Annotated in this window: 10 protein-coding genes; 3 read left to right on the forward strand and 7 right to left on the reverse strand. The window is 58.5% G+C overall.

The genetic code is table 11. The features are described from left to right. Window positions 1-324: 324 nt before the first annotated feature. From PPP56_RS04160 to PPP56_RS04170, 3 genes are all read left to right on the forward strand, one after another. Window positions 325-993 (forward strand): hypothetical protein, encoded by a 669-nt coding sequence (locus PPP56_RS04160; RefSeq protein WP_353562776.1) that lies wholly within the window; start codon window positions 325-327, stop codon window positions 991-993. A 165-nt stretch (window positions 994-1,158) separates the two neighbouring features. Further along, complete coding sequence (locus PPP56_RS04165; RefSeq protein ID WP_353562777.1) at window positions 1,159-2,469, forward strand: tetratricopeptide repeat protein; 1,311 nt, start codon at window positions 1,159-1,161, stop codon at window positions 2,467-2,469. A 414-nt stretch (window positions 2,470-2,883) separates the two neighbouring features. After that, entirely contained in the window at window positions 2,884-4,221 is a 1,338-nt protein-coding gene (locus tag PPP56_RS04170; protein ID WP_353562778.1) for an AI-2E family transporter, read from the forward strand. Between the two features lie 305 nt (window positions 4,222-4,526). Here PPP56_RS04170 and PPP56_RS04175 read toward each other — a convergent pair whose 3' ends face one another. From PPP56_RS04175 to sufC, 7 genes are all read right to left on the reverse strand, one after another. Next, complete coding sequence (locus PPP56_RS04175) at window positions 4,527-4,895, reverse strand: VOC family protein (RefSeq protein WP_353562779.1); 369 nt, start codon at window positions 4,893-4,895, stop codon at window positions 4,527-4,529. A 46-nt stretch (window positions 4,896-4,941) separates the two neighbouring features. Next, the gene (locus PPP56_RS04180; RefSeq protein WP_353562780.1) at window positions 4,942-7,863 is read right to left on the reverse strand and encodes a sigma 54-interacting transcriptional regulator; all 2,922 of its coding nucleotides are present in this window, start codon (window positions 7,861-7,863) and stop codon (window positions 4,942-4,944) included. 99 nt (window positions 7,864-7,962) lie between these two features. Continuing rightward, entirely contained in the window at window positions 7,963-8,367 is a 405-nt protein-coding gene (locus PPP56_RS04185; protein WP_353562781.1) for a DUF59 domain-containing protein, read from the reverse strand. Between the two features lie 69 nt (window positions 8,368-8,436). After that, window positions 8,437-8,892 carry a SufE family protein gene (locus PPP56_RS04190; protein ID WP_353562782.1) on the reverse strand — a complete coding sequence of 152 codons (456 nt, stop codon included), beginning with the start codon at window positions 8,890-8,892 and terminating at the stop codon, window positions 8,437-8,439. Between the two features lie 129 nt (window positions 8,893-9,021). Then, the gene (locus PPP56_RS04195) at window positions 9,022-10,221 is read right to left on the reverse strand and encodes a cysteine desulfurase (protein WP_353562783.1); all 1,200 of its coding nucleotides are present in this window, start codon (window positions 10,219-10,221) and stop codon (window positions 9,022-9,024) included. A gap of 120 nt (window positions 10,222-10,341) precedes the next feature. Beyond that, a complete protein-coding gene (sufD, locus tag PPP56_RS04200) occupies window positions 10,342-11,679 on the reverse strand; it encodes a Fe-S cluster assembly protein SufD (RefSeq protein ID WP_353562784.1) in 1,338 nt (445 codons plus the stop codon). Between the two features lie 89 nt (window positions 11,680-11,768). Further along, on the reverse strand, window positions 11,769-12,311 hold a 543-nt coding region (gene sufC, locus PPP56_RS04205; RefSeq protein WP_353562785.1), incomplete at its 5' end, for a Fe-S cluster assembly ATPase SufC.

Consider the following 12,311-nt stretch of genomic DNA (forward strand, 5'->3'; position numbering starts at 1 on the left):
AGCTTCGCCGCAGGCGTGATCCTGTGGACATCTCCCCCTTGGCTAAGGGGGAGAAACCCGACACGAGCCCGGAGGGCGACTGATGGAGCGAAGCGAAATAAGGGAGAGGGGGTTCGAACAAGACAAAATTGCGGTGCTCGATCATCCTATGATTTAGCGTTTGTCCACCACCTTTTAATCGTTGTAACGTAGAGTAGCATTCTCAGGAAACCCCTTTGTATTCGCGTTTTTTCACGCTTTATATCTCAATATCTCAACATGATACAACGTTTCGCATCCCTTGCACTTGTTTTATGCGTTTTAGCGCTCACTGCTACGGTCTCCGTGCACGCCCAGTCGCAGGATGCCACCGAATCGCCGGTGACAGCGCAAGGCAGCATAGGGTTTGCACTGGGCGTTCCTACTGGTGCGTTTAACCAGAACGTGGAGAACCTCGGTTACGGGATCAACGCGTACATCGGCGCTGAATTTGCAGGCACCCCTTTTGGGATTGGTCTTGACTTTTCGTTTTTCACATTCGGACGTAGCACCCGCAACGTACCATTTAGCGAAACCGTTGGCGGTGCCGTTCGGGTCGATGTTGTTACGACAAGCAGCATTGTGCAGCCTCACCTCGTATTTCGGATGCAGCCTGACGAAGGGGTGGTTCGCCCGTATCTTGAGGGGCTCTTTGGATTCAAGTACCTCTTCACGGACACCAGGGTACAGGATGAGCGGCGCGAACGCGAAGAAATCGCCAGTTCGCGCAACTTCGATGACTTCACGCTAAGTGGAGGCGCCGGCGCGGGCGCCGACATCCGATTGCTTCACGCTCCGCCAAATGCAGAAACTCCTTTCCGAGGCATCTACCTGAACATCGGCTTTCAGTATGTACTTGGACGCGAAGCTGAGTATTTGTATGTGAGCGAAGGCTACGACCCCGACAATCCGGATATCCGTCGCTCTACAACCAACATGATCGTCCCGTCGATTGGCATATCCATGCAGTTCTGACCCCTCGGCTACGCCTGCCCTGATGCCCCTTCGGATTTGCACAACATTCGGAATCAAGGACTTGCAGGACTCGTTTCTCTGCATGTAGGCAAAACGACTCCAGAGTCGTACTCTCCGGAGTCGTTTTGTCTCTTTGTCTCTTTGTATCGATCTGGCTGTGTACCGATGGCTTCTGAAATCCCCTGCCCTTCATGCGGCGCACGCATCCCTGTTGACGCAGGCGTCTGTGACCTCTGTGGATATGCGCTAAGTGATGCCTCTGACGCATCATCGCCCGGCAACGACGACGATCCCTCTACGGATGAACCGTTAGCCTCAGAAAATGGGGTTTCGTACTGCACCGAGTGCGGCAGCGCCTTTGGCCCTACCGACAAGTTCTGTAGCGAGTGCGGCGCTCCACGTCACCAAAAAGGCGAGGATGCTTCCACTGGTAGCCCAGATGATAGCACCGATAGGCCAGCCCAAGAAGGCACCCGTCCGGTGGCTGCCGAGCTGCCCAAAGGCGCTGCTGCACAGTCGCCTTCTGATGCCGACGCCCCCGCCCCTGAGTCCGATGAAGACGGTGGTTTAGACGAGTCGGCTGTCAATCGTAAGTTGGGATGGCTTGTGGGTGGAGCCGTGGCGGTCATCGCCCTGCTTTTTGTCGGCACGCTCCTGAGCGAACGGGGCGGCGACCCGCTGGCCCGTACCGCAGCCGAGCGCAATGCCGGAGATAACATCGGCATGGAGTCGAACGAAGGCGGCCCTGCAAATGTCGCGAACGTATCGGTCGACGCGCTGGTCGGACGTTACAGCGACGAGCCCTCAGAGGAGCTAACGGCCGAAATCGAAGAACTCCGCGCCGAGATGGAGTCCGAAGACGGCATCATGGCACAGAGCCTGCATCAGGAGATTATCAACCTGTATATCGGAAGCGGAGAGCTGGGCCGCGCCGCGCAGGAGCAAAAACGGCTTGCTGAATCGGTAGACAGCCCCGACGCCTGGCGACGCACTGGCGATCTGCTCTACAGCTGGATGGAGCAGCTTGGCCAGCAAGGGGCGGGCGAGGCCATCCCGCAGGTAGCTCCTCATGTGGTTGAAGCGTACGAAGCAGTACTCGACCAGGAGCCCGACAACCTCGACGTTCGCACAGACATGGCTACGGCTCTGCTACAGACCCAATCGCCAATGCGCGGCGTCGACGAGATCAACCGCGTCCTCGAAGAAGATCCGGACCACTTCCAGGCGCGCTTCAATAAAGGTATTATGCAGTTGTACATCGGTCGCGTGGATGAGGCCGTGGCTGAATTTGAGGAGGTAAAGCGCATCGTCGGGGAAGGATCGCCTTACTATGAGCGCGCCGACCGGGCTATCACGCTTGCACGCGAAGAAGAAGAGCGCGTACGCGAAGAGGGCGGCGCCCCGCCTCAAGGCATGCCCAGCCCGACCCCTGAGGACGACACCGAAGGCGATGTCCCTGCATTTCCGACTCCCTGACATAGAGCATTAACACAGGGCACAGCTTTGTTGCTATGGTAGTGGGTAGACGCTAAGTGATAAGAATGTCGTAGAATGTTAGGTTTGTCTTGTTCGAACCCCCTCTCCCTTATTCCGCTTCGCTCCATCAGTCGCCCTCCGGGCTCGTGTCGGGTTTCTCCCCCTTTTCCAAGGGGGAGGTGTCGATAGACAGAGGGGGTTGTCTGACCCCAAAGATGTCGGCCATATGATAATCACTTACCATTGAACCGCCACCGTTGCTATATTAGCTGTACTACAGGACAGCCCGTATCAAGATAAACCCGTATTCGGAATACGCAGGTCAGGGTAGATGCAAGGCAACCTGCATCTACCCTGACTGGTTTACAGGCAAAGGAGGCTTTTCATTTTCATTATTCATGACGCTCCTGCCCCATGTCTGCTCCTTATCCCTGGTATGCCAAATACACCATCGCCCTGGCAGGTGGTGTGCTCACGATCTACGCTATGATCGTGGCGAAGTCAGCGCTCATCCCGCTGCTTTTCGCAGGCTTTCTTGCCATTCTGCTCGCTCCCGTAAGCAGCTGGATGGAGCGCTATGGGGTGCCACGCATTGTCTCTTCGCTGCTTGCGATGCTCGTGGCAACTATGGCACTCGTAGGCATCGGCTTTTTCTTCTACACGCAGCTTGCCTCCTTCGTTGAGGATGCCGACCGTATCCGAGAACGGTCTGAGGAGGTGCTCGCCGGCGTTGAGCCCTTGCTGGCGACTTGGCTGGGCGTGGAGGACTTAATTGATCTCGGCACCATCGGAAATACTGTTGCCGAATATATAAGCGACAACGCCGCCGACTTAGCCCGTGGACTGGCGGGTGCAGCAGGCACTATCACCGCTGCATTTCTCGTGCCTGTATTCATTTTCTTCTTTCTGATATCGCGGTCTTTTTTAAGAACCTTCCTCTTGCAAGTCTTCGGACGCGGTGACCATGCCCGCACCAGGCAGGTTTCTGCCGTTCTTGGCAAGGTAAAAAGCGTTGTGCAACACTACATTACGGGGATGCTAATCGTCATTGCCATTCTGGCGGTGCTCAATTCTATTTTGCTCCTGGCTATTGGCGTTGAGCACGCTGTGTTTTTCGCCGTCTTTGCAGCCATCTTGAACGTCATTCCCTTTTTGGGGCCTATCCTGGGCTCGTTCTTGCCCATCCTCTACGCGCTGCTTACCATGGACTCGCTCATCTACCCGATTCTCATCCTGGGCGGGTTCTACATCATTCAGCTATTCGAAAGCAACCTGTTTACGCCAACTATTGTCGGGAGCCAGGTGAGCATGAATGCGCTCATAACCCTCTTTTTACTGTTTTCAGGAGCACAGATATGGGGATTGGCGGGGATGATCCTGTTTATTCCGCTTGGAGCCATTCTTAAGGTTGTTTGCGATGAAGTGGAGCCGCTTAAACCATTTGGGTTTCTGTTGGGCCGGATGCCTTCTTACAGTGAGCGTGAGAAAGGACCGCTTGCGCGCCGCATAAGCGAGATCCCATCACGGATCGACGCCAAGCGTGGGCAATCGTCTCGTACCAAGTCCCATACCAAAGAAGACGCGAGTGGACCAGATAGGGCAGGCACCTCCTCTCACAGCGATGATGATGTGCAGCACCAACGGCACAATCCGCATCAAACCGGCACCACAGAGGGGCCTTCCGAAGAGGGGTCTTCCAGAGAGGGGTCTTCCAGAGATCGTGCTTCTGAGCAAGCATCGGAGTCGCCGTAGCGTCACAGCTCTTCCCGAACAGGGTCCTGGTAGAAGCCCTGTAGGAACCTTGTGGAATTGCAGGCTATCCCTTCTCTACGTTTGAGCCGGTTAACCTTTGTATGAGGATGCTTCTTTATCAGACTGTTTCTATGCGACACGCTGTGTTTGAACGTAGCTGAGCGTAGACGTATAAAGGAATGCAGAGAGACGTTGTATGCGTTTAGCCGTCTCCACGCCTATCGCTTTCCTATATGAAACAGGGCGGCCTTGGTAGTACTTGCGTTGGGTATCGCAGCGCTATCGCAACGCATCGCAGCGTTATCTCAGCGCGACTCGATTTCGAGCACCAGGCCGTCTGCGTCGCGGATGAAGAGGCAATCCTGCATCTCCTGATACGGATACGACTCTGCATCGAGGCGACTGCGCAGCGCGTGCCACGCGTCTGTAGGCAGCGCGAACCCGAGGTGGTGAATACCACCGCGCCCCGGCACAGTTGGATGCTCCATATCAGTCACCTCCATAATCTCGAGGATGTCGCGTTCTTCGTCGTCGGTGAGCATCGCGCGTCGGCGTCCCTCACGGATAGGATCATCCTCGACAACGCGCAGCGTAAGCCCGAGCACGTCAACGTAGAAGTCGACGGCCTCGTTGAGGTCCGAGGTCATAATAGAGGCGTGGTCCAGGCGTATCATAAGCGCGTAGGGAACTTCAGGAATAGATCGTTAAGCAGGGATTTCGTCATGAGGAGGCAATAGCCGAGTCGGCGTCTACGTTCAGGCGCTTCATCTTTTTGTACAGGCCTTGCCGCGATATCCCGAGTGCCTCTGCGGATGCAGAGATATGGCCGTCATGAGCGCGCAGCACGTGTTCAATCGCTGCGCGTTCGGTGCGCGCCAGAATCTCGCTCAGCGCGAGCGAGTCGTCGTTCAAAAGCGTGTCGTACGGGTGCGGCGTGTCCGCGTGCGGGCGAGTGGCCTCGCGGATGGGCGCAGCGAAGGCATCCAATGTAACCTGTGGAGCCGGTTCGCTTCGCACGCTCTGAAAGGCGCGTTCCACCTCATTGCGAAGCTGACGCACGTTACCGGGCCATTCGTATGCCAGCAGCGCGTCGAGTGCTTCCTGCGTAATGGTTGCAAGGGGGGTGCGGGGCGTGCGAAGCTCGTCGAGTACGTGTTGCACGAGCACCGGGATGTCTTCGCGCCGTTGCTCCAAAGAAGGAACCTGCAGGGTAATGATCCCAAGCCGGTGTGCCAGCGCATCAGGCATTCCATCTGTAGATGGGAGCGTCTCATCGCTGGGCGCAGTCGCCAGCAGCCGCACGTCGACCGAACGGCAGCGGTCGCTTCCGACTGGAAAGACACACCCTGTGTTGAGCATACGTAGCAGCTGTTCGTGAACCGCGTGCGGGAGCCGGTGCACCGCCTTGAGCAAGACCGATCCTCCCTCTGCCTTGTCGAGCACTCCAGGCACGTACGTTCCGTCTTCAAGGCGCCCGAACAGGTGGGCGGCCCAGTCTCGCTGCTGCACGTCGATTCGCTCCACAACCATGAGCGGAGCGTCGCGCCGCTCGCTCAGTGCGTGTACGGCTCGTGCTACAAGCGTCTTGCCCGTACCAGGCGCCCCGGTGACCAGCACCGGACTGTGGCTCGACCCGATCCGCTCGATATGGCGCTTTAGCGTTTTCATCGAAGCGCTTTCCGCAACGAATCCATCAGGGAAGCGGCTGTCGTGGGGCAGGTCGAGCACAGCAGCGGGCGTCTTCGATGCGCGGTCGAGGGCCATGAGAAGCACTGGCAGATAAGGCTGCAGTGTCTCTTTTACGGCGGGTAAGGGCGCGCTGGAAGCGTAGGATACCACAAGCCGGGCATTCGAGGGCGCCGGATAGTGGAGCGTAGTAATATGGCCTTCCATCGTACCCATGTCGGTTACGACGCAGGATGCCCGGGCCTGTCGCAGGCGATGCGTGATCCGAATTCCATCGACATCAGGATGGGCCCCCAGCAGGGCCTCGCACACAGCGGTTACGCTTCGCTGTTCGGGCGGCGCCTCGGCCCATGCCGTGCAGAGTGTAACGCTCCAGTGCGAGAGATCGCTGGAATCGTATTCAGGCCATTCCTGCAGCACAGCGTGGGTGCGGATGCGCTGTTCATCGCAGCCGAGCGCTTCAAACGTTTGCTTTGCTTCTTCCAACATAGGACGCAGCGTGTCGGGCCGGTGCCCTTCTGGAGCCTGCTCCGCGGCCTGCAACGCCATCTCGGATGCAGACACGCGGTCGCCGTGCAGCCGGTACGACGTGTGCGCCTGTGCATACTGCTCTACCGCATATCGGGCCGCCTGCTCGTCTCTGGGGGCGTCTTGGGGATGCGTAGCGTATGCAACAGCCAGAGCAGCTTCGCTCTCACCCCACATTGCAGCGAATGGAAGAACGCTTCGGTATGCCGCGTAAGTATCTGCTTTTTTAAGCGCTTGCTCAGCTTTTTCGAAGAGCCCCCTACTCGCTGCAACACGTGCTTCCGTAAGCAGCGCCTGCACCTGATTGCCTCGGTGCCCCGTTTCGCGTGCGTTTTTGTAGGCGCGGCGTATCCAGGTGTATGCTGCGTCGGCCTGCCCGGTGCGGTGAGCTACGTTAGCCCGTAGGAGCGCGAGATGCGAACGGTGCAGCCCGTGCGGAAGACGTTCGGCACGTTCTATGACCTCATCGAGCTGCGTGCGTGCCTGCTCGATAGCGCCCTGACGCAGCGAGAGGCGAACGCGCAGCGAGTGCAGGTGCGCTTCTCCGAGTGCGTACCCGCGCATCGCCGAGAGCGCATCGCCAATGCACGCGTCCGCCTCGTCCCATCGCCCCACGCGCAGAAGTGCCCCGATGTGTGCATGATATGCAGCAAGCAGCGGATAGGGGCGGCAGTCGGTTGCGCCCTGCAAGCGTGTTTCTGCTGTGGTTGCCCGGTCAATCACAACGTCGGGCGGAGCCCCCTTGTCGTAGGCCAGCGCTGCCTCCTGTGCCTGCGCATGCCCGACCCACCGGGAGCGTCCTATACGATGGGCTGTTTTCTTTAAGCGTGCTGCGTGCACCTCTGCATCGTCGTAGCGCCCCTGGAAACGGAGCGCGGGGGCATACATGTCGTGCAGCCATAGCCTGGCCACCCGGTCAGTGCGGTGCTGCCCCAGTTCGTGCGCCTCGTCGAGCATGTGGTGCATGAGGTGGTACTCGTCGAGCGCAAAGTAGGCCTGTGCCTGCCCCAAGCGCACCCAGGAGCGTCCGGGACGGTGAGCGAGGGCTTCGAACAGCCGATCGGCCCGATCAAGGCGTGCGAGTCCGCGCGCAAGAATATCTTTGGTGTCGCCCTGGAGTACATCGGTCCAGCCTTGCCAGAGCGCCACCTCTGCCCGTACACGGGGCGGATGCTCTTGAAGGTCTGCATCTGGGGTTGGCAGGTGCTGACGTGCCTCAGCAGGGGCAAATCGTGCGGTGCAGAGCAGTTGTGCCCAGAGTGCATGCAGACGCACGGCCCCAGACGACTGTCCGGATATGTGCAACGCGCCGTCTGTCTCGCCGCGTTCGCTTGCATCCACCAGGGGCTCCACCATGTGCACGACATCATCAACCCGCCCGTCGGCGAGCAGGCTCGATGCCATCGCAATGGTAGATGCGTATTTCACGGCGTTGCGTGCGGTGTTGTGAGTACAGTGCGTGAAGTCCGTCGCGGTTCGTGCAACGTTAACGAGGCTGCGTGAAGCTGACTGCGTGCAGCCCTCCGGCTACATGAACCCCAGTTCCAGCTGTGCTTCTTCAGACATCATCTGCGGGGTGAACGGTGGGTGGAACGTGAGCTCCAAGTAGACGCTCTCTACGCCATCGGTAAAACGCACTGCGTCTTCAGCCTGCCCTGGCAGAATACCTGCAGCCGGGCAGTTGGGGGCAGTCAGCGTCATGAGTACGTCAACATGCTTGTCGTCGTGGATGTCGACGTTGTAGATGAGCCCCAGATCAAAGATATTGACCGGAATCTCGGGGTCGTAGATCTCAGAGAGCGACTCCACGATGCGATTGTATAGCTCCGTGTGTGTCTCAGGGGGCTCCTGCATGTGAGCAGGAATGGTTTCGGGGCGCTCCAGCTCGCGGTTTTCGTCGAGACGTGGATCGGCAGCTTCGGATTCAGACATAACGAGGTAGGTTGTATGACGCAGGTTGGGCGCGGTATGTGGTGCGACGGCATGCAGTGCAATGTACCATTAGGCGTCGGCAGCGGGATTCGTCTTTCTGACATGCTGATCAGCTCGGTTGCGGATCTGCTCAATCATGGCATGCAGTCCATTGTTGCGGGTTGACGAAAGGTGCTCACGCATCCCGATCTCGTCGATAAATCCCAGGTCAGTATCTCGAATGGCCTCCGGCGGCTGTCCGTCAAGTACGCGGATGAGCAGTCCTGCGAGGCCCTTTGTGATCATGGCATCGCTGTCGCCTTCAAGATGCATCTGATTGGCGTTAAGCACGGTACGAATCCACACTTTGGACTGACAGCCATGAATGCGGGTATCATCGTTCTTGTGTGCATCATCCATCGGTGGCAGGTTTTTGCCGATATCGATGATATACTCGTACCGGCCCATCCAGTCGTCAAAGAGCGTAAAGTCGTCAACAACCGCCTGGGCACGTTCTTCAATTGTGTTTGTACCGTTGTCTGCCATGGGCAACTTTTCTTTAGCGTAGAGAGAGCTTATCAGGGTTCCGCTTCGGGAACGCGCAGTAGAGTGGACAACGCACATAAACGGGCCACTGACCGGAGGCGATCCGCAGCGCATCCCGCAGTCGCCGGCTCATCCAAACATCGTCTGCACGCGGCCCAGTCCTTGAACGAGGCGATCTACGTCTTCGCGGGTATTATACAACGCGAAGGAGGCCCGAATCGTCCCGGGCAGGTCAAGCCGTTCCATGAGAGGCTGGGTGCAGTGGTGCCCCGTACGCACGGCAATCCCCAGGCGGTCGAGGATCGTGCCTGCATCGTAGGGATGGATATCGTCGAACACAAACGAGCATACGCTCGTCTTGTGCGGCGCAGTGCCTATCAGGCGGAGTCCGTCAATCTCGGAGAGCTGCTCGTGGGCGTACTGTAGCACATCGTCTTCGTGAGCCTGCACCGCTTCATGGTCGAGCTGCTCGATGAACTCCGCTGCTGCGCCCAGGCCAATCACACCCGCAATGTGGGGCGTGCCGGCCTCCAATCGGTGGGGCAGATCGGCATACGTCGTGCCATCGAAGGAGACCTCGTCGATCATGTCGCCCCCACCCTGGTACGGCGGCAGGCTATCCAGCAGGTCGTACTTCCCGTAGAGCACCCCAATACCTGTGGGTCCAAACATCTTATGCCCAGAGAACACATAGAAGTCAGCATCCAGCGCCTGCACGTCGACCGGCAGGTGCGCCATCGACTGAGCCCCGTCGACCACGACGGGCACGCCGTGGCGGTGGGCTGTTTCGATAATGGACTTAACCGGATGGATCGTACCCAACGCGTTCGACACGTGTCCGATAGCCAGCAAGAACGGCTCTTCTTCGATGAGGCGCATGCCGGCCTCCATGTCAAGCGTGCCGTCGTCGTGAATGGGCCACACCTTGAGCGTTGCGCCGGTAGCCTCGCAGGCCATCTGCCAAGGCACAATGTTGGAGTGATGCTCCATGTGCGTTACGACCACCGTATCGTCGGGGCCGAGGCGTGGCCGTGCAAACGTGTGAGCGATGACGTTTAACGAATCGGTGCATCCCCGCGTAAAGATCACCTGGTCGGATGATGGCGCGTTGATGAGGCGAGCCACAGCAGAACGCGCGTCTTCGAACGCATCGGTCGCCTCCTGACTCAGCTTGTGTACCCCGCGGTGCACGTTGCTATTTTCGCGGGCGTAGTATCGTTCTAAGCGATCAAGCACCGCCTTCGGCTTCTGCGTGGTTGCCGCATTGTCGAGATAGACCAGCGGCTCATCGTACGCCGTCTGATGTAGTGCGGGAAATGCATCACGCATAGCAGATATGTCGAACCGTGTAGGCGCAGAAACAGGCATAGCAAAAGCAGAAGTCGGTTAAGAGAAAAGCATTGTGGGCCGCGTAAGCGACCCACAGATGCCAGGCGTACGGTGCGCGTCTTACGACGCAAACGTGCGCAAACGTTCTTGCACACGGTCTTCGATGAGCGCCTTCAGCGGTGCAATATCGACAACGTCGATCACCTTCTGTGCGAAGGCCTGCATCATGAGGATGCGGGCGCGCTTCTGGTCGAGACCGCGTGAGCGCAAGTAAAAGAGCCCCTCTTCATCGAGCTGTCCGGCCGTAGCGCCATGGCTACAGACGACATCGTCGGCATAGATCTCCAGCTCGGGCTTCGTATAGATGTCGGCCTCATCGCTCAGCACCAGGCTGTCGTTCGACTGGTAGGCGTCGATCCGCTGCGAGTCGCGGTGCACAAACACTTTTCCGTTGAAGACCGCCGTGGAGCGGTCGTTCAGGATGTGCTTGTACAGCTCGTTGCTCACGCAGTCGGCATGCACGTGGTCGACCAGCGTGTTGTTATCGACGTGCATGTCGCCGTACCCGATAACAAGCCCGTAGAGGTTGGTTTCGCAGTGGGCCCCGTCGGGGGTCAGCGTCATGTTGTTACGCACCACCTCACCGCTAAAGGTAAAGGTATCGGTCGACAGGATGCTGTTATCTTCGTGGTAGCCGAAACGACTCAGAACCTGCGAGGCGTCTTCGCCCTCTTCCTGGATCAGGTAGTGGTCGAGGAAGCCACGCTCGCCGACGTACATCTCCATCACCGTGTTGGTGAACGTACGTGCATCGGTGAGGCTAACCTGCCGACCGATGACATGGGCTTTCGCATCCTCTTCTATCACAAACAGATGGCGCGGCTGCATGAAGAGATCTTCCTGCGCCGCGTTTACGTGTAGCAGCAGAATGGGCTGCTCTACAGTAACGCCTTCAGGCACGTGGATGAACGCGCCATCCTGTACGAAAGCTGTGTTGAGTGCCGTAAGCGCCTCCTCTTCGGTATCGGCGTAAGCGCCGTAGTGTGCTTCAAAGGCCGGATGATCGCCGGCATCTTTCAGCGCTCCTACCGTGACTGCATCAGGCAGGTTATCCAGCTGCGAGAGCGACAGATCGGGGCGCCCGTTTACGAGCACGAGCACATGCGCATCGAGGTCGTCGATGAGGTACGGGTCCAGATCCGCAGCCGAAACCGTAGCCTCGCCGGCTCCCAGTGGAAGCGTGTAAGGGCGGCTGAGCACCGAAGCAATGTCGGTGTACTTCCAGGCTTCTTGCTTGCGCGTAGGCACGCCGAGCTCTTTAAAGCGCTCGATGGCGGCCGTGCGGTGCTTGGCGATGGACGCATTGGTGCCGTTAAGCGCCTGGCCGTGGTTGACCTGGAAAGCCGACACGAAGCGGTCGATCGGCTGGGCGCTGGTATCAAGGGTAGTCGTAGACATAATCAGTTGGGGAATGCTGGTGTAACGGGTGGCGATACAGAGACCCTACCTGGTAGCATACGCCACCAGGTAGGTGTCAGCAGCATCCATTAAGCGGCGGCGGGCTCGCGCTGGAAGCGTTCGTATCCTTCCTCTTCAAGATGGATGGCGAGATCCTTGTCGCCAGACTCAGCGATACGTCCGTCGACCATCACGTGCACATGATCCGGCTCAATATAGTCAAGCAGGCGCTGGTAGTGCGTGATAAGCAGGAACGCGCGGTCATCAGCCCGCAGCTTGTTCACGCCATCCGACACCGTCCGGAGCGCGTCGATGTCGAGCCCCGAATCGGTCTCGTCAAGCACCGCGAGTGTGGGCTCCAGCATAGCGAGCTGGAAGATCTCATTGCGCTTTTTCTCGCCGCCCGAGAAGCCCTGGTTCACCGAGCGCTTCACCAGGCTGGGATCAAGGTCAACCAGCTTCGAGCGCTCACGCACCAGCTTCAAGAAGTCCGCCGCACTTAGCTCGTCTTCGCCACGCGCCTCACGCACCGAGTTCACGGCTTCACGAAGGAAGTTCGTCATGCTTACGCCCGGAAGCTCGACCGGGTACTGAAATGCCAGAAAGACCCCTTCCTCAGCGCGCTCTTCTGC

The sequence above is a fragment of the Longimonas sp. genome (genome assembly GCF_040409695.1).
Lineage (GTDB): Bacteria > Bacteroidota > Rhodothermia > Rhodothermales > Salinibacteraceae > Longimonas.

Bases quoted from the DNA above. Each gene is read 5' to 3' on its own strand.
- PPP56_RS04165 (WP_353562777.1), top strand. From the start codon at position 1,159: ATGGCTTCTGAAATCCCCTGCCCTTCATGCGGCGCACGCATCCCTGTT.
- PPP56_RS04170 (WP_353562778.1), top strand. From the start codon at position 2,884: ATGTCTGCTCCTTATCCCTGGTATGCCAAATACACCATCGCCCTGGCA.
- PPP56_RS04175 (WP_353562779.1), bottom strand. From the start codon at position 4,895: ATGATACGCCTGGACCACGCCTCTATTATGACCTCGGACCTCAACGAG.
- PPP56_RS04185 (WP_353562781.1), bottom strand. From the start codon at position 8,367: ATGTCTGAATCCGAAGCTGCCGATCCACGTCTCGACGAAAACCGCGAG.
- PPP56_RS04190 (WP_353562782.1), bottom strand. From the start codon at position 8,892: ATGGCAGACAACGGTACAAACACAATTGAAGAACGTGCCCAGGCGGTT.
- PPP56_RS04195 (WP_353562783.1), bottom strand. From the start codon at position 10,221: ATGCGTGATGCATTTCCCGCACTACATCAGACGGCGTACGATGAGCCG.
- sufD (WP_353562784.1), bottom strand. From the start codon at position 11,679: ATGTCTACGACTACCCTTGATACCAGCGCCCAGCCGATCGACCGCTTC.